This is a genomic window from Actinocrinis sp., from assembly GCF_035946395.1.
Classification (GTDB): domain Bacteria; phylum Actinomycetota; class Actinomycetes; order Streptomycetales; family Catenulisporaceae; genus Actinocrinis.
Genome location: NZ_DASYZI010000373.1, coordinates 21,207 through 47,167, shown reverse-complemented (window position 1 = coordinate 47,167; position 25,961 = coordinate 21,207). Strand labels below are relative to the sequence as shown.

The following is a 25,961-nucleotide window of genomic DNA, read 5'->3' as shown; positions in this document are numbered from 1 at the left end:
GTATCAGGAGTCTTCATGCCCGCGAACTCTCACCCGTTCAATCCCGCCGCCGCGCTCGCCGAACACCTCGCCGACCGCGTACGCGACGCCGCCAACACCCTGACCGCAACGGTCGAGACGATCACCGGCCCGACCCCGCCTCCCGGCGGCTACACCCCGGTCACGATCACCCTGCGCCGCCTGCTCGACGCGCTGACCGAGCAAACCGTCACCTACGACCTATACGCCGGCCCCGGCCTTGAGGCCGTCGCCGCCGCCCTCGGGATCTCCGAGCGCACCGCGCGTACCCGCTACGGCGGCGGGCCGCGCGAACTGCCGCTGCTGATCGCCCTCGACGAGAGCTGATCCCGGTGGACCGACACGGGCCGTCCCCCGTCTGCGGTTGCCGCAGGCCCGGGTGGTGGCCCGCGAGCGAAGCACCCGGCCCCGACGGCACGAAGGCCAAGGCCGCTTCGCGGTCGCGCTGCGCGCGAGCCTTCCCACCGCATTCGGGCCCGCGCGCTCGACCGCCCCCGGCCACCACCCGCAGGCCACCCGGCCCGAACCAGAACGGAAACAACCGACCATGACCCCCGCACCCGCAACGCAGCACCCAGACCAGGCCGACCCGATCGAGATCCGCTTCGGCTTCCCCACCCACCTGCGCGACCGCAGCGCCCAGGACGGGGAACTGACCCGCTGCGGCCTGTTCGCCATCGGCGCCCCCAACCGCGTCACCGACAACGCCGAACACGTCACCTGCTACCACTGCATGGCCGAGGGCCCCGCCGCCGCGTACATCGTGCTGCCCGACGGCAGGCTCGTCGAACGGCGCAGCAGCGCCCTGAACGACTTCCCCTACGCCGTCGCCGTGCTGCACGACACCCGCCACGGCGCGGCGTGGCGGCTGGAGACCTGGGAGGACGGCATCGGCGATGCGCAGTTCACCCTCAACCACCGCCTACGCGGACGCACCGCGCGGATCCTGCCCGTCCAGTTCGCCGGCGGTGCCACGCGCTGACCAGTGCTCAGAGCACACCGGATCGTACCCCGCAGTCCGCCGAAGCACTCGGCGCGGATGGCCGCTGCACCTTGGCAGACGACGAGTGGGCCGAGATGACGCGCCGATCCCGACTACCGTCCGCGCAACGCTCGCGGCCGGTCACGTGCGAGAGGCGTCGCCGGCTGCCGCGCCGTGGCCGACAAGCTGGCAGCATCCTGGTTGGAGGCTGACGCGCCTGCGGTACCGGATCACCCCGAGACGGATCAGCCGCACGCCCGGGGGGACAGAGAGCGGGACCGACGCCGTGGGCCAGCGCACCCACAAGGCGAGGTCGCCGTGCTCGGCCACGGCCACCACCTTCTCCAGGCTCCAGCGCTTGTTGCCGCGGTCTATCTCGATGCTGATCGCCCTACCTTCGGCCGGGTGCGCCACGCGAAGATCCAGCCTTCTGTCTGCGACACCAGGCGGCGGCACCTCACGCTGCACCCAGTAGCCGTACTGCTCGGCCCACCTCGCAACACTGCCGGTCAGGTGAGCGGTCACCTCGGGCGCGGCCAGATGGGTGAAGCGTGCGGTCGAGCCAGTCACGCAGCGATTGCGCCGCACCATCGAGCCCTGATCCGGTCACGCAACCGGTGTGCGCCACGCGCCGACTTCCTGGCGTGGTTCGGTGAAGTGCTGCGCCAGGGAATGTGGCTGTGCTGCAATGGGTGAAGACCTCCCCGCCGCTCTCTTCGGCGGGAGGTCTTCGTGATCAGCGGCGCAGGAGATCGAGGATGCGGGAGGCGGCGTCGGCGAGAGTGGCGAAAACCTTGACCCACTCCAGCCTCGTGTCCGGCACCTCCTTCTTCTGCTTGGGCTGATCGTCCATCAGTTCCTCCTTTCCGGTTCCACCGTGCCCCACGAGGTTCGCGGGGCGGCTTCGCCGACGGCCGTCTATTGCGCAGCGTGGGGGACCGGCCGGAGTACCGATGTGGCTGTTGAGTTTTCAGTGTGCCGTGACCTGCGATCGGCAATTGCATCCGCATCTGCGGGTACTGGCGCTACTGTAAGGGCACCGCGAATCTAGCGCAGGCGAATGCGAGAACGAACACACTCGGCTTTCGTCGCAGCGCACCGTCGCTGTCGAGCGACACAATTCAGTCCTGCGGTTCGACGGGTTCGTGTCCAGGGCCACGTCACGTTTCTGCCCTTGACTGCGCGTCGGTTGTCAGCCGCGGGCAGTCCGTGGCGCTTGCCCGGCTTTTTAGTCGCTGCCAGGCCAAGTCCCATAGGGGCCACTGGTCAAGGGCACCGCATGCAATGACGTACTCGCGCAGCAGGTCGTAACGCGGCAGTCGAGCGGCGCGGCGCAGCATGTCACTGAGGCTGCTGCGCGCGAGTTGGTCGCGCCGGGCGGCCAGCTGGCGCAGGCTCGGATCGCCGGCCCACACCTTGAGTTCGACCAGCTTCGCATGAAACTGCCCCGTCGTTGTTGCCGCTGTCGGATCCGGAGGAAGCGACCGCCCGGACGGCTCGACAGGGCGGGGCACTTCCGCGGGAACAACGCAGTGACTGCGCGAGTGTTCGGGCTTCCGTGCCGCCGACCATGCACCGTCCGGGCCTCCAAGCAGGACCGAGATCGCCTCGGCGGTTTTCGGTGCCAGTGTCCTGCGGCCCGATACCTGGGCCCGCACGGTCTCCGCCGCGTACCACGCCTGGTGGCCGATGTCCCGGTACGTGACTCTCTGCTGGTCCAGCACCCTGCGCGTATGCCTCAGAATCACGCTGATGGAGACACCGTAGAAGGGGTTGGTCGTGGGTTCGCCCGTGGACGGGATGATCAACCGGGGCTTCTCCTTGTGTCGGCTGAGTGATTCTGCGATCACCGGCAAATCCCTGGCCACAAGCATGACGCCGTAGCGCAGATCGTTCTCCGTCCCGTAGCGCCGCCTCGTGGAGTCGCTCACGAGGTCCCACTATCGCGCAGCAGTCGGTGGATCTGGTCGACGGCGGCTACCGTGACCAGCGACGCCCCGCCGATCAGCGTAAGCACCGCAGCGATCGGGACATGCAGCACGGACAACACCACCGCGGTCGGGACTTCGATCCCGAGCGCGGCCACGGCCAGCAGCGTCCAAGGCCAGGCGGACGTTGGCCGCGGGTCCGGATCGGGCAGGTCCGGCGGCGGCGTGCGTCGTTTCCGGGCAGGATGAAAGTACGACACGTGGGCTCCTTGAGCAGTGAAATACAATAGCCGTCTGGTGACAGGCGACTGGCTTTGGCGGGCCGCCGCGGCAACCGGGCGCAGTTCCCTGACGCACCATCCTCAACGCCGGTGACGTGGGGGACAACCACCTTGGGCACGCCCACGCGACATGTCCCGCGAGACTGTCCGAGACTGTCCGACCCGTGACATGAGGAAGCTCCCGGCTCGGGGAAGACCTATGAGTAGTTGCAGGTTCTGCACCAGCGCGGACGTGGGCTCGGCCGGAACCGCGTGGGTCCTGTCCTGCCCGCGGCCCATCGTTTTCATCGTCATGTCGGCGGGCGCAGGTTGCCACCACATGCGCCGCTGCGAGTTCTCGTCTGACCCGCCCGCCGCCGCGCCAGCAAAGCGGCTTTACCCGCCTGGCCTCCTGCGGTAACTGGTCCTTGGCAGCCCGTGGTCGTCGAGCAGGCCATTCTGCGCGCCCCAGCGCCGCAAGGCCTGTTCGTCATAGAGACGGTCGTCGCCGGGGTAGGGGAAGTGGTTGGAGGCACGCTTGGATATCCACCCGGTGACAGTCGTCTTGGGCGCGTCGAACCAGGCGTGCAGCAGGCCGCGGGGCACTCTGCCCATACCCTGCCACGGACCGTGCGCCCGCTTCCAGGCATCCAGGCAGCTCGCGGCGGCGTGCTCGGCAAGGTACTGCGCCGCCTGCGCGGGCTGGCGCGGCCTGAAGTCGAGCTGACACGGGCCGCCGATCTCCACTGCGGAGCAGAAGGACTGTCTGACCAGCTCGCGACAGTACGGCACCGTGGCGCCGAGGAGCACTGCCGGCGGCCTGAGCCGGTACGCGACCAACCGCGCATCCCACCTGCGGTCGCGGCCCTCAGCTGGGTTGCAGCGCCGGCACAGCAGACCGCGTACCAAGCCAGCGTCGTGGCAGTGGTCGAAGTTTATCGGGGCCGCCTCACCGCAGACGGCGCACCGGCCCTGCTGGTACGCCTCCAGCGTCGCACGCATCTGCCCCTTAAGGCCCCACCAGGGGGCAGCGAGAACCGGCGGCCCGAGTTCGGCCACGTCCGGCGCGTCCCAGAGATGGCATGCGGGCTGAGGATCAGTCACCCGCGCAGGCTAGGACACAGCTCTGACATACGCCGAACGCTGCCCTGGACCGATCACCCACAGGCTCGTCCGTCCGCTGACAGGGCTGTGTGGCGAGACCCCGCGTAGAGCGAGCATCTCACCACGACACGGCCTGCGAACAGCACCGCTGGATACAGGACCTAGAGCAGGCCGGGTTCGTCCAGCCAGTCGAGGCCGATGCGGCGCGGCCGAAGGGGACGGGCGGGCCAGCGGGCGTGTTCGGGCGCCTCCAGATGCACCCGGTGGGGTGTCCAGGCCTCGACGACGTCCAGTTCGAGCGGCGGGGGTGGCAGACGGTCGAGCGAGACGGGCCGGTCCGAGAGTTCGTCGGCGCGATCAAGCCACCATTGCTTCCAGCCCAGCAGGGCGCTGGCGTACAGGGCGACCGGGCCGGGCTGCGGGCCGTCGGCTGTCATGACCACCGCGTAGCCGCGCGTCTCCTGTACGCGGGCCTCCTCGCGGGTGCGCAGGCCGACCAGGCAGGTGCGCTCGTCGATGACGACGCCGACGGCGCTGGGGGCGCCCTTGCTCATCGCGGCGTCGAGCACCAGCAGCGGAGGCTGCTCCCGGGCGTGAGTGACCACCACGTCGGCGAAGCTCACCAACCGGTCTTGCTGGATCCATTGGTCGCGCAGACGCGCGCGGTGCTCCCGGTTGTAGTTCGCGGGGATGCGCTCGCTGATCGTCTGCCACGGCTCGGGCACGACGGCGGCCAGGTGCAGCCAGAGCAGTGAGTCGGGGCGCTGGTATCGCTGGTCGGGTGGATCGAGCGGGTAGCGGGTCAGGTGCACGGCCAGTACCCGGCCGCCTGCGTCGTCGCCGACCGCGTGGGCGTCGATCATCGCCGCCGGTACCCGCGCGCCGGGGTACAGGGCGAGCATCGGATGCTCCACGCCGACCACCTCCCGCCCGCCGGCCCGCGACACCAGTATGACCACGGTCCGGCATAACCCGCGCGGGGCGGCGACGAACTCAGGGTTCGAGGGCTGATCCGCTCGACCAGGTCTGGCCGATGAACAGCGCGGTGGAGGTGACCGCCTGCTCGGTCAGCAGCGCCGCCTGCTCCCCGGGCAGCGAGCGCACCCGCGCGGCGAACGCCGCGCTTGCGGCCTGATCGCCCCGCCGGGCCGCCTCGATGCCCTGGTCGTACAGCGCGATCAGCCGCACATCGTTCTGGGCGTCCTCGGCGTCGGCCAGCAGCGGCAACTGCTCGACGTCGAACAACTCCGCGGGCACCCCGTCCGGGTCCAGACGCACCACCGAGCGCCCCTCGCCCTTGGCGCGCGCGGCCAACTGCGCCAGCGCCACGACCACCGGAACGGCGCGAGCCTGCAACCGGGGCAGCAGGTGCGCCGCCGCCGACCCGTTCCCCAGCGCCGTGGCCGCCAGCAGGTAGCCCAGCGGCGCGCCCAGCGCGCTGATCCCGTGCTCGGCCAGCTGCGGCGCCACCACGCTGATCACCTCGGCCAGGCGCTGAGGCCCGCCGCAGGCCGTGTAAACCTCGATCACCTCGGCGGCCAGCGCCGCCGTGAGCGCAAGGATGTCCTCGTCCGCGGGGATGTGCAGCAGCACCGCCTCCACCGCGCTCTTCAGCCGCGGCCCGTCCGCGCCGGCGTCGATGAGGTCGGACAGGTACCGCGCCCACCCGGGGCGACCGGCCACGCGGGCGTCCACCACTTGCGCCCCAGTGCGCCCGGCGTGCCCCGCAACCAGGTTCGCCCAGGAACCGAGCAGGTAGACCAGCATCCCGTCCTCGCTGGAGACCTCGGCGAACACCTGCCGGAAAACCTCGGGCCCGGCCGCCTGCGCGCGCAGCAGCCGCCGGGAGACCCGGTGCGTACGCTGCGCGATCTGCTCGGCCGAAGCCCGCTCCCACCAGTGCACCACCCGCCCGAGTCTGCCAGACCAGCCCGGGTCGCGGCCGAGCAATGCCGTCCGATCAGCCAGAGCGCCCCAGGACGAATGCGATGCCGACATCGAGCCGTAGTCGAAGACGCACGTCCGCCTGGGCGATTTCACGTGTATCGAATGGACCTGGCACGAAGTCATGCGCATAAACGCCAAGCGCCTGACCGTCCCGTACCTTCGTCTATCCGGACTACCGCATCACCTCGGCCCGCGTGGTGGCACGCACGTCGAACGCGCCTCACGGCACCTATCGGCGCGGCGCGGACCGTTACGCCGCGCCGCCGCGCAGCCTTGGCGGCAGTAGTAGAACGATCCCGGTCTCGGGATCCACCGCCACAGGATCGACACTCGCAGGCTCAAACCGGAACCAGACGTCGCGCGATCTGCTCGGGCTGCGCGGGTCCGGGAACTCGATACGCACCGCGCGGCCGTGCTTGCCCCTGCGCCACTCGCGCAGCACGCCGAGTTTCCACTCTCCCGCAACGCGAGCGCGAACGATCTGGAAGTCGCGCCGTTCCAACCGGGCGTACCCGTCCTTCGGCGCGGCGTCGGCTGCCGGCTGGAGGTCCGGCGGGTGCGGGCCGAAGCGCAAAGACTGGGACATGCAGCGCAGACTATCGAACCTACGTTCGATATCTCTTTCGAGGCCGCCAGCGTGTCCGGAGCGCAGTCGCCGAAGGTCCAGTGCGTGGTGTCACACGGTCCTGCCACACTCTCGACGAGACCAGTCCCAGAGCAGTGACGCCTTGCGCCTCAACGGGCAGGCCAGCACACACCAGGGGATGACGACATGAGCGGACGTGCCGGGTTTTCTGCCGCGACGCGCAGGATGCTCGCCGAGCGCGCGGGCTTCCAATGCTCCGTCCCGAGGTGTGGGGTACGGACCATCGGACCTGGCTCCAGCCCGAGCGCCGTCGTGCGCACCGGCATGGCCGCCCACATCTACGCGGCAGCCGAACGTGGGCCGCGCGGAACCGGCGGGCTCTCCAACGCCGAGCGCAGCTCTTTCGCCAACGGGATCTGGTGCTGCTACGTGCACGGCAAGGCGATCGACGACGACAGCGAGGGGATCTACTCAGTCGCACAGTTGCGCGCCTGGAAGCGCCTGCACGAGGCGCGTACGGGGGCCGAGGTCAACGGCGGGATCGCGTTCGACGGCTTCGGCCTTGTCGACACGATCGCGATCCACTCTGCGCCGGCCACGCTGTCGGGCCGGCGGTTCGACTTCGGGATGTGCAACGTGATCTACGGGAACATCGGCTCGGGCAAGACCGTCTTGTCGCGGCTCATCTCCAGCGTCGCCGACGCCGATCATGTCGCCGCGTTGTCGAGACAGACCGACATCGACTTCGCCGTCCGATGGTTCAACCCCTTGACGCACGAGGTGAACACGCGGGGCCGCGCGGGCGAGGTCAAGCACGTGCTGGACGGGGTCGCCGTGCCCTATGTGGCTCGCCCCTTCAAGACGATCTATCTCGACGACCGGTGCCCACAGTTGTCGCCGCTAACGGTGTCTGACCTTGCGAGTCTCTTTCAGCTCAGCGTGAGCGCGACGAAGGGGATCCTGAGCGAACTGCCCAGCCGCGACGGCGCCGTCAGACGCATCGATGTAGACGGGGATTCCGTGAAGAGCGCAGTGGAGTGGCACGGCAACATCCGGACGGACGACTGGGGCCACATCACGAAACTGTTTGTGGTGGCGGAGTTCGCAGCCGCGCTAGCTCGTCGCCACGCCGAGGTCGAACCGACCTTCCTCATCATGGAGGGCATCTTCAGCAGGCTCGACACGAAGACGCGCATCACTGCCTACGAACGGATTCAGCACTTGATCGGAGACGCTCAGCTCGCGGTAACCACCGAGGACGTCTCCCTGGCGGCTGAGTTGCGCCGAACGTGGTCGCTCCTGGCTCTGGGCGACGACCAGCCACCGGCGCGACACGGCGTGCCGATCCAGTTCGAGATGACGACAGTCGCCGCGCAGCGGCGGGTCGGCGACGGGTAGCAGTCCGCATTCACCAGTCGCTGGGCAGGCGCAGGTCGGTCTTCGCAACGGGCCGCTCGACGCCGCAGTCCGCGGTCATCTTCAGGGCTTTGATGCCCCGGGCACCTGCGCGTCCTCGGAGGTTGCCCGCCCGAGCAGGTCAGCACCCCCGGGCGGCGCGCGTCAAGGCCAAGCCGCTGCGCGGTCGGCTGCGCCGAGCCTTGCCCACCCGCCGCCCGCGCGAGCTTTGACCTGGTCTGTCAACCCCACGAGGACCGCACGGCGGCCCGAGACAGACAAGGACCCGCGATGCCCGCGACCCGACCCGTCACCTTGACCGGCACCGTCACCCAAGACGCCCGCCTGCGCCCGCTGCCCGGCGGCGGGGGCGTAGCCTGCATCACCCTGGCCACCACCCTGCTCCTCGCTGCGACTCCCGGGGCTCCCGCGCAGCCGCGCACCGTCCAGATCCAGTGCACCGCCGCGCGCGGCTTGGTGGCCGACTACATGTTCGACCAGGTCAAGCGCGGCTTGCGCGTCGTCGTCCAGGGCAGCCCGGTGCTCAACGCACCCACCGGGCCCGGCCCGCGCCTGCGCCTGCTCAACACGCTGACCGTCGAACCGCTGCCTGTATGACCCCGGCGGCCGGGCCGCCCACGGGTGGCCCGGCCAGCCCGCCTCGCCGCGCGGTGTCGGGGCGTTGATCGTCTCTTCCCTTTCTTACGCAAGGAGCGTCATGTCCACGCCCGCCCCTTCCAACGGCGTTGCCCTGGCCGACGAGTTCGACGCGCAACGACTCGCGCTCAACACCCTGGGCTACCGGTTGTTCGGACTGCTCAGCCGTGCGCTACGCGCGATGTACCCGACCGCCTCGTACGTCACGGTGAGCCTCGACAGCGTCGACGAAGGCCGGTACCTCGCGCTCGCCCTGGGCGCCGACGGCGCCCAGGTCTACGACTTCGCCGAGCACGACGGCCAGCCGCTTCCCGAGCTGCCCGTCGACCTGGCCGCGCACTTCGGCCGCTACGACCCCAGAGACCTGCGCGAAATGCGCCTGCTGCTCAACGACGCCTGCGGCACCGGCGCGCAGCTGCCGTACGTGCCCGAACACCTCGACGGCTACGCCGCAGGCGCCGTGCGCTGCCTGCTGCTCCACTCGGCCTAACGCTCATCCGCAGGCGGGTCTCGCGGGCGGCACGGAGACCGCCCAGCCAGCCGAATACCGCATGTTCTCGGCGTGCAGCGCGTGTCGGCCGTAGCTTTTCTTTGGCCCTACCACGAGCGTGAATCCGACCCGCCCGTGCATTCCGCAGGTCGGGTGTGGCTGCCCTGCGGAGCGCCGATGTCCCGTCCGCGTCTCATTGCCCCAAGATCGCGCGGCATCACCTCCGCGAGGCAGGATGGGCCGGTATCTGCCCAGCCCGGCTTCATCGCTCAGGCAGCTCGAATCTCGGCCGCAGATTAGCTGCTCCCGCAGTCCGACTGAAACTGCCGGTAGTCGACGCCGAGTTGAGCAAGTGCCTGGTTGTAGAAGGCACTGTTGCCCACCTCTCCGTACAACTGCTGAAAGTCGTTATCGACGGCCTGGAGGTCCGCGCTGACCGCGGGAGTGAGTTGAGATCCACCAGCTTCGATTTGAGCAAGCACCGTTAGCGCACGTTCAGCCGCCTGAATCTCGCTGTACCTCGTCGTACCCACGTCCCTGTAGAACGTTGCGACCACCGCATCTACCTGTGAGCAGACCGCCGGCGCCGCAGCTGGACCGGCAAAGTTAGTGGCAGTGTCATTGGGGTTGGATGAATTCATGACGTGGATGGCGGTCTGGGTAGTAGCGGGATCGGGCACGGTGTTAGCGCCGGGATTGGAAGTCGCAGCGGGGTGCGCGCCTGGGCTTGGGACGCCTGATATTCCAAGCCAGCTCAGGACGGCAACCGCGGATGCCGCGGCGCTGAGTATGGCAGCCACCTTCGGCCAGTTCGTCTTGGGGCCGCGCCCCGCGGAGGGCATGTTGGCGTTTTGATTACCCATTCACCCTCCCGTGACAACTGCTGACGGCGACGGGTCCGTCGCGACGCCGACCTTAGCGGCAGGGGCGCTCGTGTAGCCCGAGCCGCACTTCGTGTCCTGATTGCGGGTCGATTACGTCTGCGGTTGTGACCGTCTGTCGGCGCACAGGGCCCGATCGCGATCGATCTAGGGGCAAACTCAGCCGCACAACTCACCCGTCGGAGCAGGTGCAGCCGGACTCGGGCGACTACCGCCGGACGCTACCTGAGCGAGTCGCGGACCGGCCCGCCTGCGACCTGGAGGTAAGCACACCACCCGGCCCCCGCGCCAAGGCCGGAGCCGCTGCGCGGTCGCGCTGCGCGCGAGCCTTGGCCCGAGACCGGACCGGCGCGCTTGGCCCGTGGCCCGCCAGCGGGCCACACGGCCCGAACCTCCCAGCTCGAAAGACGCCCATGCCCCACCTCACCGAACCCGCACCCACACCCACACCCACACCCACACCCACACCCGTCGACCTAGTCCACCACACGCTGATCGACGCCGCGATGACCGGCCGAACCCTCGTCCACCGGATCGACGCCACGCAGATCGGCGCCGAACTGCGCGACGCGCTGCTGAACCACGCCGCGCGGGACTACCTGCTCACCTACTGCGCCCGCGAGTCCGGGGCGCGCCGGGTGCTCGCCCTGACCCTCGCACTCGGCCACGGAGCCCGAACCGCGGAACACGCCGTGGCCGCCTACACCGCCGCCGCCTTCGCCGCGCTCGCGCTCGGCCAACGCGAGCGCGGCATCCTCCTGCTCGACGCCGCGCTGGAAGCCGAAGACGCGCTCGGGCACGATTACGTCCTGGCCCACCAGCTCGCGCTCGGCATCTACCTGTGCGACCTGCCCGCCGCTGCCTACCGCGAGATGGCGCGCTCCACTCGCCGCCGCCTGCGCCTGGCCTGAGACTCGACCGCGCAGCGCCGGGTTCACGTCCGGCGCTGCGCGGTGTTCGCCTTCGACACCCGGCGCAGCTTCGGCATCACCGCCCGTTCCTGGCCGGGCAGCACCATGAACCAGGCGGGCTCGTAGACCTGGCGCACCAGGCGCCAGCACGATGCACGCAGCTCGATCACCACGCCGTGCGCGTCCGCCACGGACAGCACCGCGCCCATCAGCCGGCGGCCCTGTCCGCGGCCCGGCGGATACGCCCAGAAGAACCCTGCGGCAATGCGCGCCCTGCCTTCGAGCGGCGCCATCGCGCGCACCGACAACCCGGCGCGACGAGCATCCATAACGCGCACCCAGCCCGGCCCGACCAGCAGCACGGCAATCACCAGAGCCGCGATCGCCAGTTCGGCCGCGCCCAACCCGGCCGAGACGCTGAACACCAGCACCACGACCGGCAGGAGCAGCACCGTGCGCCGGATCGCCGCGCGTGGTTCCTCGCGCCACGCCGACCGATAGCGCACCAGCGCGATCATCTCGCACAGTGGCCACGCGGCGAAGCTGAACAACCGCGCTCGAGCCCCGCCGAGCCGCAGTCCCGGAACCTCGGCGGCCAACGACGCCAGTACCTGCCGCTTCTGTGCGCCGTTGCTGGTCGTCGCAGTCTGCATCCCGCACTCCCGGCGACCATCCTCGGACCGGTCCGGGCGTGCCGCGTCTCAGATCCGGCCATCCGGGCGGGTCTCTGCCGGCTACACGCCGATCGCCGTGTCGGACACGGGACTCGACCCGTGCCGCCGTCGGTCATCGGAGAGCCGGCCGCCCGCGTGTTCCGCCGCAGGGGCACCAGAAACCTGCGACCGGCGCAACCCCACGCTCCTGCGTCGCTCTGCCGGGGGTTGCGCAGTCCGCAGCCCTCCGGTGGGCCGAGCCCGTCCACGCCGGACCTCCGGCGAACCCCGAACCGCTCGGCACACGCGGGAGCACATCCATGACCGAACCCGACCTTGATCAGCCCCGCTCCGCTCTCGACACGAACACGCTCACCCGGCTGCTCGAAGCCGAATGCGAGTACCAGGCCACCCGCGCCGGCCTCGGCGACGCCGAGACGCGCCGCTACCGCGAGCTGTATGACGCCTACCTCGCCGCCGGCAAGGACACCCAATCCCTGCTGGCCGCCGCGCCCCGCTCCATCACGCGCGCCTCCCTCGCCGCCGCACTGCGCCGTCATGCCCCGGCCGGCGACTGGGAACAGCTCGAACTCCTCTCCCCCTGATTCCTCCGGCCGGGGCGCCGTGCGTGCCCTGGCGCCCGATTCGCGAAAGGCGCGACCCGTGATCCTCGATCCGCTGCCCGACACCAAGCACACTCGCCACAACCTGCCCGATTTGATCGCCGTCGCCGGGCACCTGCGCGCCGTCGACCAACTCGCCCGCGACGTCATGCCCTGCGAGCACCTGCCGATCCTGCCGCCGACCGGCGAAACCCCGACGGCGCTCGACGATTTCAACGCGATGGCCGACTACATCGCCAAGGCCGTGCGCTACAGCTCCCGCTGCACCTGCCGCCTCGGCGCGAACCCGCAACTGCTCGCCGCGCACGAGCTGGCGTACACCCTCTGGGAGCACGCCTACGCCGAAACCCTCTTCCGGGCCAACTACCGCACCCGTCGCACCCAGCGCCGGATGCCCCTGCACGTCGAGCGCCTTCGCCGCCACCGGGCGACTTTCGAACAGCTCGTCACCGCCCACCAGGCCGGAGCCAGCGCGGCGTTCGACGCACTCAACCGCCTCGTCCGCGCCCTGTAGTCCAGACAGCTCGGAGGACCGCCGGATCGCGCGGCGGCCCTCCGAGAACTGCATGTCCGCTAGGCCGAGAGCGTCACCGGCTTGACCACCTCCCAGTCGCCGACCTCGCGCACGGCGGCCTACTTCGCGTCAGCCGACGACGCGCACGGAGCCGACAGCGCGTCGCGCACCTCTTTCGCCGTGAGCCCGCACAGCGCAGCAACCTCCGCATTGCTCGCGCTCAGTCCTCGCAGGACGCGCAAGCCTGCTCGGGCTCGCTCCTCGAACGGGGCCGCGTCCCGCTCGGCCTCCTCGCGCAGGCGCTCGATCGCCGCCTTGCCCCTGGCCCGCACTCGGGACGCTTGCGATCGCGCGTCCAGCACCGCCGCCACCGCCTCCGTCTTGATCCGCAGTTGCTGCTGCTGAGCCTCCTGTTCCTCCCGCAGCGCCTCCTGCGCCGCCTTGAGAGCCGCCAGCCGAATCCCGCTGCCGCGCCGCGCCATTCACCCTCCATGTGTCGCTGTGAGACCGGAACCGTTCCGCCATGTCGTCATCAGCATACGACCTTTTGTCAACCCCAGAACCCCCACCACTCGCCAATCAGCTAACCACACCACCATTTCCACCTGCACAAACATCGCCGACCCACCACCTTCCCAGCCAGCCATCCGTCACCCCGACCCTCCCTCAACAAGACACCTCTTGCATCACCAGCATCCGGACCGGCTAGACTGTATTTTTTAGTTTACGGATCTGTCGTGAGTGGGCTGCTGAAGACGGGAGGTGTGGCCGCGTGTTGTCCCTTCACAAGCTGACCGCCGGAGACGGCTACACCTACCTGACCCGCCACATCGCAGGCGGCGACGTACAGCGCGAACGCGGCCAGGACGCCACCGACTACTACACCGCCGAGGGCAACCCGCCCGGACGCTGGGCCGGCCGCGGACTGGCCACGCTGGACCTGCGAACCCGCGAGGTCACCGAGCAGGCCATGCGCAACCTGTTCGGCCTGGGCATCCACCCCGAGGCCGAGCGAATCAAGAAGGAATACCTCGCCGAGCACCTGCGCGAAGACCTCACTCCGGCCCACGCCAAGAAGGTTCAGCAGGCTGCGGACAAGGCCGCCGAACTCGGCGGACCCTTCCGCAGCTACGAACCGCCCGAGCACTTCCAAAAGCGCGTGGACCAGCGACTCGACGCCATCCGCGAGGAGACCGGCCGCGAGCCGACCGAGGCCGATGCCAAGCGCGCGATGGTGCTCGAAGCCCGCGCGCAGCGCGCCGCGGTCGCCGGCTACGATCTCGTTTTCTCGCCGGTCAAGTCCATCGCACTGCTCTGGGCGCTGCACCCGGACCCGCAAGTCCGAGCCGGCATCCGCCAAGCCCATCAGGAGGCGATGGCCTCCGCGCTGGACATGCTGGAAACACACGCCGCCTTCACCCGCACCGGCCGCAACGGCATCGCCCAGATCGCCACCCGCGGCATGGTCGCGGTCGCGTTCGACCACTACGACTCACGCGACGGCGACCCCAACCTGCACACGCACTACGTCGTAAGCAACAAGGTGCAGGGCGTTGACGGCATCTGGCGCTCGCTCGACGCCCGTGCGCTTTTCCGGATGACCGTGGCCGCCTCGGAGCACTACAACACCGCCCTGGAGACCATCGTCAGCACGCGGTTCGGCATCGGGTTCTCCCCCCGGGAAGACACGCCGGACGGCAAGCAGCCGGTCCGCGAGGTCACCGGAATCCCGCTGACGATGATCGACCACTACTCCTCCCGGCGCACGGCGCTCGAAGCCCGCTACGCCGAACTGGTGCGCACCTACCGACGCGAGCACGGCTACGACCCCAGCCGAAAGGCCGCCTACCAACTCGCCCGCCAGGCCACGCTGGAGACCCGCCAGCACAAGAAGCAGCCCCGCTCGCTCGCCGCGATGCGCGGGACCTGGCACGCCTCGCTGCTGGCCACCTTCGGACCGGCCGGAGTGCGCGCCATCACCGACGCCGTCCCCGCGCGACCCCAGACCATCGGCGCCGAGACCTTGAACATCGGCGCCCTCGCGGCGAAGGTCACCGCAACCGTCGAAGAGTCCCGCTCCACCTGGACGCGCTGGAATCTGCACGCCGAAGCCGAACGCCTCCTGCGTGCCGAGCACCGATTCAACAGCCTCGACGAGCAGAAGCGAACCGTCGCCCTCGTGGTGCAAGAGGCCACCAGCGACCGCCACGCCGTGCGCGTCAACGCCCCTCCACTCACCAACGAGCCCAAGCAGCTGCGCCGCAACGACGGCGAGTCCGTCTTCACCCAGCACGCCGCCGAGCGCTACACCAGCGCCCGCATCCTCACCGCCGAGCAGCGGCTGTTGCACGCCGCCCAGCACGAGTTCGTACCCACCATGGACCCGCAGATCGCGCACATCCTGCTCGCCGGCGTCGAGCGCGAATCCGGCCGCACCCTCGACCCTGGTCAGCGGGAACTGGCGATCCGCTTCGCCTGCCACCCCGCCCGCATCACCGTCGGCCTCGGCCCGGCTGGCTCCGGCAAGACCACCGCGATGACCGCGTTCACCGCGCTCACCCGCGAAGCCGGCCACCGCGTCATCCCGCTGGCCACCTCCTCCGCCTCGGCCGCGGTCCTAGCGCGGCAGCTCGGCGTCCCAGCCGAGAACCTGCACAAGTTCGTCTACGAACACCTCGACGGATACCACGCCGATCGCCTGCGTTCCGGCAGCCGGGTTCCCGTAGCGCTCCAGCACCTCCAGGTGCGCGCCGGCGATGTCATCCTCGTCGACGAGGCCGGACTTGCCGGAACCCCCAACCTCGATCGCCTGCTCACCATCGCCCGGGAGCACCAGACGCGCATCGTGCTGCTCGGCGACTACCGCCAGCTCGGCGCCATCGAATCCGGCGGCGCCCTGCGCCTCCTCGCCCACGACGCCGGAGCCATCGAGCTGACCACGCTCTACCGCTTCGCCAACCCCGCCGAGGCCGCAGCTACCCTCAAGCTGCGCGTGGGCGACGCCAGCGCACTCGACTTCTACACCGAGAACCACCGCATCCACACCGGCTCCCGCGACGGCATGACCGAAGCTGCCTACCAGGGCTGGCGCACCGACATGCTGGCCGGCAAGAAGACCATCCTGACCGCCGCAACCGGCATCGACACCACACGACTATCCGCGCAGGCACGCGAAGACCGCGTGGCCGCCGGACAGGTCGAAGTCGACGGCGTCGAGCTGCGTGACGGTAACCTCGCAGGTGTCGGGGACTGGATCATCACCCGCGACAACAACCGCAAACTGCTCACACACGGCGGGCGCGACTTCGTCAAGAACGGCGACGGCTGGACCGTCCTGGCCCGCCACGACGACGGCGCCTTGACCGTGGAACACGACAAACACCACGGACGCCTGACGCTCCCAGCCGAGTACGTGCGCGAGCACGTCCAGCTCCTCTACGCCTCCACCGTCATCCGCACCCAGGGACTGACCGTCGAAACCGCCCACCCCCTGATCACGGAGGAGATGACCCGCGAAGAGCTCTACGTCGCGCTCACCCGCGCGCAGTTCCACACGACCCTGTACGTCGCAACCCACGACATCCTGCCGCTGGACGAGGACGAGCGGACCGATTACCCGCGCAACGACCCGCGCGCGTACGCGGGCATGGAAATCCTGCTACGCATCATCAACACCGAGGGCGCCGAACTATCGGCCACCGAGGCGATGCGCGAAAGCCAGCGCCTCGCAGGCTCGCTCGCAACGCTCGCACCGTACTTCCAGCACACCCTGGAGATCGTCTCCCGACCGGGCTACCACCGCCTGGTGCACGACACCTTCGACGACGAACTCGCGCAGGCAGTAACCGACTCGCCAACGTGGGCGAGCCTGCGCCGCACACTCATCGCCGCCGAACAGGCCGGACACCACGGCGACTTCCTTCTCAAGCAAGCCGCCGACCGCGAGAACCTGACCGGAGTCAGCGACCCGGCCGAACGACTCGACCTACGCATCAACACCTACCTCGACAAGCGCCCCACCGGCACCGTGACCGACGAATCCGGCCAGCCGAAGTGGCTGACCATACCCGCCCGCAGCCACACGAACCTAGACCCCGAACTGCACAGCTACCTGCGAACACTCGGCGACCTCACGGAGATGCGCGTCCAGGAACTCCAGCAACTCGCGGCAAAGGAGCAGCCAGTATGGGCAGCGGACCTGCTTGTGGACCGCATCGCCATCGTCGCGGCTTTCCGAGACCAGTACCAGATCACTGACGCAGATCCGACCCAGCCCCTCGGACCGTTCATCCCTGCCGAGAGCGCCGACCACCACACCTATCGGCAAGCCCTGCGCGCACTTAGCCCGACCTCAGAAGGCGAGGACGACGCACAATCTGCAAGCCGTCGTCGACCCTCACCGCACAGTTCCAACAGCAAGCGGGCGGCAGCGCTTCATGCCTCCCGCAAGCGCGATCTGGACAGCGAACTGCTTGTGCAACGCGATCACAGCCTGTCGCCGACCGCCCAGCGGGATACCGCGTCCGTCCACTACCCGGCGCAGGTCGAGCACCAGCTCGGGCATTGACGACGTCCTAATCCGCCTCATGGATCTGAGCAAAATACGTACGCTCAGCAGCGATGTCGGCGGTACCAGATGCCGTGGAGGTCGCGCCGCGAACTCAGCAGACTTGAGATGACTCCGCCGGAGGGAGTAGGGCGCGCTGTGATCCACTATTGCCATCTCGCCGGAGTCGCGAGCCTCCAGCAACCAAGAGGGCCTCTGATCTGGTCAGAGCATGATCGCGAGAGTCGCTATTGTCGGCGTCGGTCGCGCTACACCCGGTATGCTGGAGGTGCTGCTAGTACCGCCTATTAGCCCAAATGGCGAAATGCCCGTCACGGGCATTTCGCCTCTGCGTTTGGAGTGTAGCCGAGCATGGCGAGATATCTGGTCACCAGTGCCCTCCCGTATATCAACGGGATTAAGCATCTTGGCAATCTCGTCGGCTCTATGCTGCCAGCGGACGTGTACTCGCGGTACTTGCGGGAGCGCGGTCACGAGGTGCTGTATATCTGCGCTACCGACGAGCACGGTACGCCCGCCGAGCTCGCTGCGCAGGAGGCCGGGTTGCCGGTCGAGGAGTTCTGTCGACAGCAGTACGAGGCGCAGAAGGCCGTCTACGAGGGGTTCCTGCTCCAGTTCGATCACTTCGGCCGTTCGTCGTCTGTGGCCAATCGTGAGCTGACCCAGCATTTCGCCCGGCGTCTGACGGACAACGGCTTCATCGCCGAGCGGGTGGTCAAGCAGGTGTACTCGGTGGCCGACGGGCGTTTCCTGCCGGACCGGTATGTCATCGGCACCTGCCCGCACTGCGGCTACGAGGCAGCGCGCGGAGATCAGTGCGAGAACTGTACCCGCCTGCTTGATCCCACCGAGCTGATCAATCCGCGGTCGGCGATCAGCGGCAGCACTGATCTTGAGGTGCGCGACAGCCACCATCTGTTCTTCGAGCAGTCCGAGCTCGCAAACGAACTGCGGGAATGGATCACCACGCGCGAGGGCTGGCCGGTACTCACGACCTCGATCGCGCTCAAATGGTTGAACGAAGGGCTGGAGGATCGGGGCATCACGCGCGACCTCAGCTGGGGCGTGCCAGTGGACCGACCGGGTTTCGAAGGCAAGGTCTTCTACGTGTGGTTCGACGCCCCGATCGAGTACATCGGCGCGACGCGCGAGTGGGCCGAACTGGACCCCGAGCATCGCGACTGGCGCTCATGGTGGTTCGACGCGCGCGACGTGCACTACACGCAGTTTATGGCCAAAGACAACATTCCCTTCCACACGATCATGTTCCCGGGCATGGAGCTGGGCACGCGGGAACCGTGGAAGATGGCGGACTACATCAAGGGTGTCAACTGGCTGAACTACTACGGGGGCAAGTTCTCCACCAGCCGTAAATATGGGATCTTCACCGACGCAGCGCTGGAGATCCTGCCTGCGGACTACTGGCGCTACTTCCTGATCGCCAACATGCCCGAGTCCGACGATGTGTCCTTCACCTGGGAGCTGCTGGCCGCGCAGTGCAACAAGGACCTGGCCGACACGCTGGGCAATCTGGTCAACCGAGTGCTCTCCTTCAGCACGAAGCGGTTCGGGCCCAACGTGCCGGACGGCGGGCTGCCCGGCCCGGCGGAGGCGGCGCTCGGTGAGCAGATTGCCGAGTTGGTTGCCGAGTACGAGGGGCACTTGGAGGCGATCCAGTTCCGCAAGGCGGCGCATGCGCTGCGCTCGGCGTGGTCGGCCGCGAACGCCTACCTGGACACGAAGGCGCCGTGGACGGCAATCAAGACCGATCCAGACGAGGCCGCATTGACGCTGCGCACGGCGATGAACCTGATCAGGCTGTTCGCTCCGCTCTCACGGCCGTTGATCCCGCAGACGGCGGCGAAACTGGACGCGGCGTTCGGGGAACGCGAGATCCCGTGGCCGACCGAGGGCGAAGTGAGAGCCTTGGACGCGCTCAAGTCTGGTGCCGCGTTCACGGTTCCGCCAGTGCTGTTCCGGAAGATCACCGAGGAGGACGTGGTGGGCTGGCGCGAGCGGTTCGGAGCCCCGGCCGACGAGGTGTGAGCGGCGGTTCGCGGCCGGATTACGCGCGCGGCGGGGCGTTGACTTCGAGGATGTGGTGCCCGACAACGCCCGCGTCGATGACGGTGCGGTGCGCCGAGCCGTGGACGTACTGGTGGAAGCGGTCGTAGTCGTGCCCGGTCAGGTGCAGCAGTAGGAGCGCGATGCCAGCGCCGTGACCGACTAGGAGGAAGGTGCCGGGTCGAGCGGCCAGCTCGTTCCAAAGGCCGACGTGCCGGTGCTGGACGTCTACGCTGGATTCGCCGCCTGGAGTCTTGAACAAATGGATGGGCGTGCCGACGCGGGCGGCTTCCTGTTCGATGAGGTCACGGCGCTGGCCGGAGAGGTGGCCGCTGTTCTTAGCGGCCAGCCGCGGCTCGTGGATCGTGACGGCGGGGCGCAGCCGCTCGGCGAGGATGTCGGCTGTTGCGGTGGCGCGCCCGGCCGGGCCTGTGAATAGCGCGTCGAAACGCACCGTGGCCAGATGTGCGGCGAGTTCGGTGGCATCTTCGACTCCCTGGCGGCTAAGGCGGCCCTGGATGCCGTGCCCTTGGTGGATGCCTAGCAGGTTCTCCTCGGTCTCGCCGTGGCGCACGACGTAGATCCTGGTGGGCCAGTCGGCGTGGGATGTTGTCAGTCCCACGGACGTACCTCAACGATCTTTGCTACCGCCGCAGCCAGTTCCTCGTGCTCGTGCGTCGGCATTTCGGGAAAGCGGTCGTGGTGCCACTCGATGTAGAGCACGGAGATCAGCCCGAGCGTGCCGTCGTGGATCATCTTGCGCAGGACCGGGTATTCGGCGCCTTCGATGTCCATCTTCACAATGACCTGGTCCTCACTGTCGACTTCGTGCGCCAGCCAGGCACTGAAGTCGATGCAGGGGACTGGGAGCGGATTGTCGTAGTCGATCTGTTGGTCGTAGACCGGCGGCACTCGCTTGCCGAGCAACAGGGTCGAGCTCTCGTGATGGCCGAGGTAAAGGCTGGCGGTTCCGTCGTGGGTCCAAACGGCCTTGTCGTAGAGCGTCACGTGCGGATGGCCGGTGCGTTCCACTTCACTGCGCAGGGATGTGTGCAGCTCCGCGTTGGGTTCGAAGGCGTAGAAGTCGTGGTCCGGCAGCGTCTTGATGAAGTCGGCGAGCACGCGGCCGAGGTTCGCGCCGCAATCAATAAAGATCTTGCGCACTTGACGCTCCTTGAGCCGGGGGGATGGCGAGGTCGAACAGGTGGTCACTTCTGATCAGTGAGAATCGCCCGGTGTCGTCGTGGAAGTAGCGCTCTTGGTACCAGGCTGAGACCGTGGCTACATCGTGTCCTCCCCGGTATTGGGGCAGGTCGCCCCAGTAGAACAGCTGTCCTCCGGGTGCTTTGGCCCAGCGCAGACAGCACGGCAGCGGGCTTTTGCGCACGCCGTGATTGAGGGCGGTGAACATCGCGGTCAAGTAGCCGTGGTGGTCGGCGGTCTGTGCTGGATCCCAGTGCAGCGTCCCGTGATCCTGCTTGATGGCGTCGATGGCCTCTGGGCAGCCCGCGGACGCAGCGATGCGGTCGCGTAGCTGGCGATCCCAGACGATGCCCAGGTGGCCATGGACGAGGGGCTGCGTGCACAGGAATGTGCCGTGCGTGCGGCCGTATTCGCGTTCGTAAGGGCTCATGAAGTCGTTGTAGAGCCCGTAGTGTTCTCCGCTCCGCGTCGTGAGTGTCCAGTGGACGCGCGCAGTGAACGGAGTGTCCCACCAGCCGAGGTGATCGGGCTGCCACAGCAGATCGAGCACACCCAACATGAGCACCCCGATCGCGGCGGGCAGCACGCGCGGGCCGGCGACACCGGCTAACACCCGCAGGGGCGCGGCGGCGACGGCAGCGGCCAGGATTGCGTTGGTCGCGATGTTCTCCCAGAAAAGGATCCCAGATGCGGCGGCGATGACACAGTTGAACAGCGCTGTCGCCGCGAGTGCTGCGACCAGTTCCCAGCGCCCGAGAAAGGCGATCAGCGGACAGACACCTTCGACCAGCATGGTTCCCGTGTTCATCGCGCGATCGAACGGCGCGAGGCGAACCAGGACGCGGGCGACTGTCTCCTCAGGAAGGAAGCGAGCCCAGCCCCAGCCGTAGGCGGAGGCCGCGAGGTGGTGGGTGCGGTTGTTCAGCATCCAGTCGAGTGCTCCGCTGCCCAGACGCGCCTTGCTCCATGCCGGTTTGAGATAGTGAGACAGCGAGATACAACACGTCAGGAACAGGATGGCGCCGTCCCGTTCGGCGGGTTGAGTGTGGACGCTCATACTACGGACGAGCCCATCGGCCAGAAACCACGCGACGTACATCTTCACGACGCGCGTGGGCATTTTCGCGTGATGCTGCCACCCGCGAAGTCGAGCGCATCCGATAGCAAGCCATGCCAGCAACACCGGTGGCCAGCACAATCCCGCAGCCGCGCAGGCGAGACATGCTGCGCGATCGATCGCCTGCGGTCGCAGCGGCAAGGCGACGTCGAAGTCGGCGGTTGTCGTGCGCCAGGTCAGCAGGATAACGATGAGCCCGTAAGGCCACTGCGCGAGCGGTGTCGCGCGGACGTGTGTTGTCAGATCAAGAACCGTACATATCACGAGGGTGCTCGCGGCGAGAACGAGCACCGGCTCAGATCGGTGCTGATCTCGCTGGCCGGCGGAGCCATAGCGCTGCGCGATAGGTGAGACCGCGAAGCGGTACACGGCCAGCGCCATAACGATCAATGCGACCTCTGCGCCGCTCACCTGGTGCTGACCCGATCTGGGTTGGTCTTGCGCGTGGCAAGGCGCTCAATGTGCTGCGCAATCAATGGTCTGGCATCCTTGGCGAGGAATTCGTCACGGAGCCTTTGCGCGCGGCTGCTGATCTCATCCGTTCTGTCGAGCAGGGCCAGCAGGCTGTTCAGCGTGACGTTCGGCGAGGCGACACCGAGGTGCTGATCATGCACGGTGCGGGCGCACCAGTGCTGGTCGTAGGTCGGAAGCGGGATCAGCAACTGTGGTTTGCCCAGCAATGCCGCCTCGGCGATCAGGTTGAATCCGGCGTTCGCGACCAGGCAGCGTGAGCGGGCTAGGTCAGCGAGAAAAGACGCTCGGTCGAAGCGGCGGACCACGATCCGGTCGTCCGCGCTGTTCAGATCCACCAGTTGTCGTGCGTCGGCGTCGTGCGCGTAGATCCGCAAGCTGATTTCTGGGAGGTTGTCGGCAACGATCCGCGCCAAAGCGCGGGCGCTTGCGTTCGGCCCGTGGCCGAAGTAGCGCGAAAAGTAGGCGGTGATCACCGGTTCGCTCGTGGGGGTGGAGTGCCACACGTCGTCGGCGAGCAGTGGCGGGATGATCTCGATCGATGCATTCGGCGCGGCGAGCGGCACGAAGGAACAGATGAAGGCGCGGGTCGCGTGGGGCGTGAACCAGCTAAGGCGCTGGCGGTCGGCCGTCGGCGTGTACGCGCCGATGTCGGGCAGATCGAGGAAGCGGAATTTGCTCTGCTGGTCGATGGACAGCAAGGGCCGGTCAAACTGGTAGGCCAGGTAGGACGCGGCCGGCTCATAGTCGGTGATGAACACATCGGGAACGCCGGTACGCCGAAGCACCTGTGCGATGGCGCGGTAACGGCGCAGCCCATCGTGCAGGTTGCCGATGTTCGCTGTGATCGCGGGCCACCAGCGCACCCGGCCCCGGCTCGCGATCAGGGTCGGCATCCAGGATTCATGCACGGTGAACCCGAGGCCTCGCAGGTGCTGGGCGCCGCCGCCGGTGGCGATGAACTGCACCTCGTGGCCGCAGCGTCGCAAGTGTTCGGCCAGGGCCGCCTGCCGGGAGGCGTGGCCCATCCCGATGCCGTTGACCCCGACGGCGATGCGCAGAGCACGATCGAACAGCGGCGTCACAAGGATTCCTCGCCGCCCAGACGGCGCAGCACGTTGCGGGTGACCAGCTGGACAACCGGATCGGTCAGCAGCAGGCGAGGCCAGTCGGTCGTCCCGGCGTTGAACACGGTGCCACCCGCGACATGAACGCTCAGCGTCGCAGCCCGCACACTCGTCTCGTGCTCCCGGACCGGGAAGCTCCATCCGGATCGAGGCCCCTCGGGCAGTACCGCCAGTCCGAGCAGGTCCAGGCTCTCCGGCGTGCCATCCCGGTAGGTCAGGCCAAGCCGACCGTCGTGGTCGAAATCGAGTTGCGCCCCGTCGCACTCGTAGCCGACCAAGGCGCCCTCGGCTCCGAAGACGTCCCCGGCCGCGAGCCCGGTGCCGTCGAACGCCCAGTGCCCGGGATAACGCACCTCATAACCGATCTGTTCGCGCGGCCCGTCCCAGTGGCCGCCGGCATTGCGATAGCTCGCACCGAGCAGGCTGTTTTCCGGACGAGCCTCCCACCACTTGTCCGGGCAGCCACGGGTCGAATCCGGATCAACGCCTGCGGCACCGGGCGGAAACTTCTCGCAGATCAGGAGAGCTCCTGTGCTTTTGGCGCGTGTCCTCCACCAGCAGGTGTTAGCGCCCAGCACGGCAAGATTGCCCCCGTGCGCGCAGTAATCCTCGATCTGCTCGCGTGTGCGAGCGGTCCAGTACTCGTCGTGCCCGGCAGAGACGATCAGGCTGTAGCCGGTCAGCGGCATGCCCTGGTCGATGTCGAGATCGGTGCATACGTCATAGCCGATGCCCTCGCTGTCCAGCCATGTGAGCAACTTCCCGTCCCAATGGGCGAACGTTTGACGCGGGGAACTTGCATCGTAGTAGTCCGCGACGCCCTTGACCGGGCCACCCACCCCACCGCCCGGCCGATTGAGGGTGACCGTTGAGACCTGCGCCGGTGCCACCCCATCGCAGGTACCGTAGAGACTGCCACCGCCCGCCTGGTTGTAGGCGTGGTAGGTCGACAGAGGTAGCTTGACCAGTAAACACCCGCTGCGCGGAGAATCCGGCCTGATTGCGAACAGTAGCCGAGCGCAGCGCGCGTCAAGCTTCTGCGCCGACGGCCGCGTGAGCGGTCGAGTGGCACTCGTTCTCAGTACAGCGATGTACGCTCCCGGTTCCCAGTCCCGAGGGACGGGGAATTCGTAAGCGGGCCACTGCCAATCTCGGTCGAACACTCCGTCTGGCACGTACGCTCCGGGCCAATCGCACGAACCTACGTACCGCGCGGGGTTGCCGAAGCGATAGAAGTCGGCGCTGAACCTCGCAGCCCGAGTGGAGACGTGGAGGTTAAGCGTCTCGCCAGCGATTACCGTCGTCGGCGTCGAATAGCCGTTAACCTGATCCGCGCCCATGTCACTTCGCCGCAGCCGGTCGATCGCCGTACAGACCGATCGCTTCCTCAAGCCCGGCGGCAAACGACACGCGCTCGACCCAGCCGTACTGGCGGAACTTCGCCGAGGAGATCCGGAATGACGCGGTCTCGTCGCGAAGGCTCGCCCGCACGAGCCCGACCCCAAAGCGGCGCGCGATCATCTCACCCAGGTCCGCTATGTGAACGACCTCCTCGGATACCGCGTTGTACACCCCAGGCGGTACTTGCTCATCCGAGGCCGTCACGAACGCCGAACCCAGGTCTGATACGTGAGTCAGCTGCCGGAATACGCCGCGTGAATCCGTCACGGTCAGCGCTCGGCCGGCCGCCGCTGCCTCGATCATCGCGCGTACGACCGCCCTCGGCCGCATCCCCGGCCCGTACGCAGTACCCAGACGCAGCGCGACGACATCGAGACCTAGTTCCGCACCTTCTTGCAAGGCAAGCTGTTCCGCACTGAACTTGGACAACGCATACGCGCCACGAGGCCGGCACGGGTGGCCCTCATCGACAGGCTCCTGCGTAGCCTCGCCATAGATGTGCCAGCTCGAAGCCACGACAACCCGACGCACACCGGCCTTGGCAGCCGCACGCACGACTTCCAGCGTTGCCCCGGCGTTGTCGCGGAACGCGCCGATGGGGTCCTCTGCCGCTTTGTAGATGTCACCGACTCCGCCCAAGTGGCAGACCACATCCACATCACCCAGCAGTCCTGAGCGTGCTAGAACGTCAGCCTCTGCCAGGTCGATCACATTGACAGGAGGCCCCGTTTGGTCGTCGGCCGCCACCTTGTCCACCCCGACGACGCGGCGCCGCTGCGCCTCGAATGCAGACACTATGTGAGGTGCCAGGTAGCCGGAAACGCCGGTGACCATGACAGTGCGCCCGAGTACGGACATGAAGTTCCCCCAGCTCAGCTGACAGGACGATCGGGTATCGCTGAATGCTGATTCACTAGTGTGCATGGAGACTGCTGATATGGCAGCCGGTTTTCCGTGTCGTCCGCTCCTTTCGGGCTTCGACTCCGGCCTGCCTGGTGATTCTCTGATGCCGATTGGCGCGCTCCAGCTGGCGCGTAGAGGCCCGAGGTGAATCTCAGCGCG

The 25,961-nt window shown here is 68.0% G+C and carries 26 protein-coding genes; 10 read left to right on the top strand and 16 right to left on the bottom strand.

Going from position 1 to position 25,961, the window contains the following annotated elements:
* Nucleotides 1–15 precede the first annotated feature (15 nt).
* Both VGS97_RS23315 and VGS97_RS23310 read left to right on the top strand, forming a co-directional pair.
* Nucleotides 16–345, top strand: a complete 330-nt coding sequence (locus VGS97_RS23315; protein ID WP_326855769.1) for a hypothetical protein — start codon at nt 16–18, stop codon at nt 343–345.
* Nucleotides 346–565: 220 nt separating this feature from the next.
* Nucleotides 566–1,000 carry a hypothetical protein gene (locus VGS97_RS23310; RefSeq protein ID WP_326855768.1) on the top strand — a complete coding sequence of 145 codons (435 nt, stop codon included), beginning with the start codon at nt 566–568 and terminating at the stop codon, nt 998–1,000.
* A 141-nt stretch (nt 1,001–1,141) separates the two neighbouring features.
* Here the strand turns inward: VGS97_RS23310 and VGS97_RS23305 are convergent, their stop codons facing one another.
* The 7 genes from VGS97_RS23305 to VGS97_RS23275 form a co-directional block, all read right to left on the bottom strand.
* Nucleotides 1,142–1,570 (bottom strand): hypothetical protein, encoded by a 429-nt coding sequence (locus VGS97_RS23305; protein WP_326855767.1) that lies wholly within the window; start codon nt 1,568–1,570, stop codon nt 1,142–1,144.
* 590 nt (nt 1,571–2,160) lie between these two features.
* On the bottom strand, nt 2,161–2,931 hold the full coding sequence (locus VGS97_RS23300; protein ID WP_326855766.1) for a hypothetical protein: 771 nt from the start codon (nt 2,929–2,931) through the stop codon (nt 2,161–2,163).
* Nucleotides 2,928–3,188: a hypothetical protein gene (locus VGS97_RS23295; protein WP_326855765.1), complete on the bottom strand. Its 261-nt coding sequence runs from the start codon at nt 3,186–3,188 to the stop codon at nt 2,928–2,930. The genes VGS97_RS23300 and VGS97_RS23295 overlap by 4 nt, the downstream gene beginning before the upstream one ends.
* 396 nt (nt 3,189–3,584) lie before the next feature.
* Nucleotides 3,585–4,292 (bottom strand): endonuclease domain-containing protein, encoded by a 708-nt coding sequence (locus tag VGS97_RS23290; protein ID WP_326855764.1) that lies wholly within the window; start codon nt 4,290–4,292, stop codon nt 3,585–3,587.
* 161 nt (nt 4,293–4,453) lie between these two features.
* Nucleotides 4,454–5,206, bottom strand: coding sequence for a hypothetical protein (locus VGS97_RS23285; protein WP_326855763.1), 753 nt, complete (start codon nt 5,204–5,206; stop codon nt 4,454–4,456).
* Between the two features lie 79 nt (nt 5,207–5,285).
* Nucleotides 5,286–6,332 (bottom strand): hypothetical protein, encoded by a 1,047-nt coding sequence (locus VGS97_RS23280; RefSeq protein WP_326855762.1) that lies wholly within the window; start codon nt 6,330–6,332, stop codon nt 5,286–5,288.
* Nucleotides 6,333–6,489: 157 nt separating this feature from the next.
* Nucleotides 6,490–6,825, bottom strand: coding sequence for a hypothetical protein (locus VGS97_RS23275; RefSeq protein WP_326855761.1), 336 nt, complete (start codon nt 6,823–6,825; stop codon nt 6,490–6,492).
* Between the two features lie 186 nt (nt 6,826–7,011).
* On the opposite strand from VGS97_RS23275, the gene VGS97_RS23270 reads away from it, so the two are divergent.
* The 3 genes from VGS97_RS23270 (at nt 7,012) to VGS97_RS23260 (ending at nt 9,367) form a co-directional block, all read left to right on the top strand.
* Nucleotides 7,012–8,223, top strand: a complete 1,212-nt coding sequence (locus VGS97_RS23270; protein ID WP_326855760.1) for a hypothetical protein — start codon at nt 7,012–7,014, stop codon at nt 8,221–8,223.
* Between the two features lie 288 nt (nt 8,224–8,511).
* Nucleotides 8,512–8,838 carry a hypothetical protein gene (locus tag VGS97_RS23265; protein ID WP_326855759.1) on the top strand — a complete coding sequence of 109 codons (327 nt, stop codon included), beginning with the start codon at nt 8,512–8,514 and terminating at the stop codon, nt 8,836–8,838.
* A 100-nt stretch (nt 8,839–8,938) separates the two neighbouring features.
* A complete protein-coding gene (locus VGS97_RS23260) occupies nt 8,939–9,367 on the top strand; it encodes a hypothetical protein (protein ID WP_326855758.1) in 429 nt (142 codons plus the stop codon).
* Between the two features lie 296 nt (nt 9,368–9,663).
* On the opposite strand, the gene VGS97_RS23255 is transcribed toward VGS97_RS23260, so the two are convergent.
* Entirely contained in the window at nt 9,664–10,047 is a 384-nt protein-coding gene (locus tag VGS97_RS23255; RefSeq protein ID WP_326855757.1) for a hypothetical protein, read from the bottom strand.
* 614 nt (nt 10,048–10,661) lie between these two features.
* Here VGS97_RS23255 and VGS97_RS23250 point away from each other — a divergent pair.
* Nucleotides 10,662–11,159, top strand: coding sequence for a hypothetical protein (locus VGS97_RS23250; protein ID WP_326855756.1), 498 nt, complete (start codon nt 10,662–10,664; stop codon nt 11,157–11,159).
* 23 nt (nt 11,160–11,182) lie between these two features.
* Here the strand turns inward: VGS97_RS23250 and VGS97_RS23245 are convergent, their stop codons facing one another.
* Complete coding sequence (locus tag VGS97_RS23245) at nt 11,183–11,812, bottom strand: hypothetical protein (RefSeq protein WP_326855755.1); 630 nt, start codon at nt 11,810–11,812, stop codon at nt 11,183–11,185.
* A gap of 320 nt (nt 11,813–12,132) precedes the next feature.
* Here VGS97_RS23245 and VGS97_RS23240 point away from each other — a divergent pair, with 320 nt between their 5' ends.
* Together VGS97_RS23240 and VGS97_RS23235 are read left to right on the top strand one after the other, a co-directional pair.
* Nucleotides 12,133–12,417 carry a hypothetical protein gene (locus VGS97_RS23240; protein ID WP_326855754.1) on the top strand — a complete coding sequence of 95 codons (285 nt, stop codon included), beginning with the start codon at nt 12,133–12,135 and terminating at the stop codon, nt 12,415–12,417.
* Nucleotides 12,418–12,475: 58 nt separating this feature from the next.
* Nucleotides 12,476–12,949: a hypothetical protein gene (locus VGS97_RS23235; protein WP_326855753.1), complete on the top strand. Its 474-nt coding sequence runs from the start codon at nt 12,476–12,478 to the stop codon at nt 12,947–12,949.
* A gap of 119 nt (nt 12,950–13,068) precedes the next feature.
* On the opposite strand, the gene VGS97_RS23230 is transcribed toward VGS97_RS23235, so the two are convergent.
* Complete coding sequence (locus VGS97_RS23230) at nt 13,069–13,431, bottom strand: hypothetical protein (protein ID WP_326855752.1); 363 nt, start codon at nt 13,429–13,431, stop codon at nt 13,069–13,071.
* Nucleotides 13,432–13,721: 290 nt separating this feature from the next.
* On the opposite strand from VGS97_RS23230, the gene mobF reads away from it, so the two are divergent.
* Both mobF and metG read left to right on the top strand, forming a co-directional pair.
* Nucleotides 13,722–17,516, top strand: coding sequence for a MobF family relaxase (mobF, locus tag VGS97_RS23225; RefSeq protein WP_326855751.1), 3,795 nt, complete (start codon nt 13,722–13,724; stop codon nt 17,514–17,516).
* A gap of 351 nt (nt 17,517–17,867) precedes the next feature.
* Nucleotides 17,868–19,562: a methionine--tRNA ligase gene (gene metG / locus VGS97_RS23220; RefSeq protein WP_326855750.1), complete on the top strand. Its 1,695-nt coding sequence runs from the start codon at nt 17,868–17,870 to the stop codon at nt 19,560–19,562.
* Between the two features lie 19 nt (nt 19,563–19,581).
* Here the strand turns inward: metG and VGS97_RS23215 are convergent, their stop codons facing one another.
* Genes VGS97_RS23215 through VGS97_RS23190 form a run of 6 tightly spaced genes read right to left on the bottom strand, consistent with a single transcriptional unit; the run spans nt 19,582 to nt 25,757 of the window.
* Entirely contained in the window at nt 19,582–20,202 is a 621-nt protein-coding gene (locus VGS97_RS23215) for a histidine phosphatase family protein (RefSeq protein ID WP_326855749.1), read from the bottom strand.
* Nucleotides 20,193–20,744 (bottom strand): FkbM family methyltransferase, encoded by a 552-nt coding sequence (locus VGS97_RS23210; RefSeq protein ID WP_326855748.1) that lies wholly within the window; start codon nt 20,742–20,744, stop codon nt 20,193–20,195. The genes VGS97_RS23215 and VGS97_RS23210 overlap by 10 nt, the downstream gene beginning before the upstream one ends.
* On the bottom strand, nt 20,725–22,311 hold the full coding sequence (locus tag VGS97_RS23205) for a hypothetical protein (RefSeq protein WP_326855747.1): 1,587 nt from the start codon (nt 22,309–22,311) through the stop codon (nt 20,725–20,727). The genes VGS97_RS23210 and VGS97_RS23205 overlap by 20 nt, the downstream gene beginning before the upstream one ends.
* A complete protein-coding gene (locus tag VGS97_RS23200) occupies nt 22,308–23,456 on the bottom strand; it encodes a glycosyltransferase family protein (protein ID WP_326855746.1) in 1,149 nt (382 codons plus the stop codon). The genes VGS97_RS23205 and VGS97_RS23200 overlap by 4 nt, the downstream gene beginning before the upstream one ends.
* The gene (locus VGS97_RS23195; protein ID WP_326855745.1) at nt 23,453–24,838 is read right to left on the bottom strand and encodes a N,N-dimethylformamidase beta subunit family domain-containing protein; all 1,386 of its coding nucleotides are present in this window, start codon (nt 24,836–24,838) and stop codon (nt 23,453–23,455) included. The genes VGS97_RS23200 and VGS97_RS23195 overlap by 4 nt, the downstream gene beginning before the upstream one ends.
* Before the next feature lies 1 nt (nt 24,839).
* Nucleotides 24,840–25,757 carry an NAD(P)-dependent oxidoreductase gene (locus VGS97_RS23190; protein WP_326855744.1) on the bottom strand — a complete coding sequence of 306 codons (918 nt, stop codon included), beginning with the start codon at nt 25,755–25,757 and terminating at the stop codon, nt 24,840–24,842.
* Nucleotides 25,758–25,961: the final 204 nt, after the last annotated feature.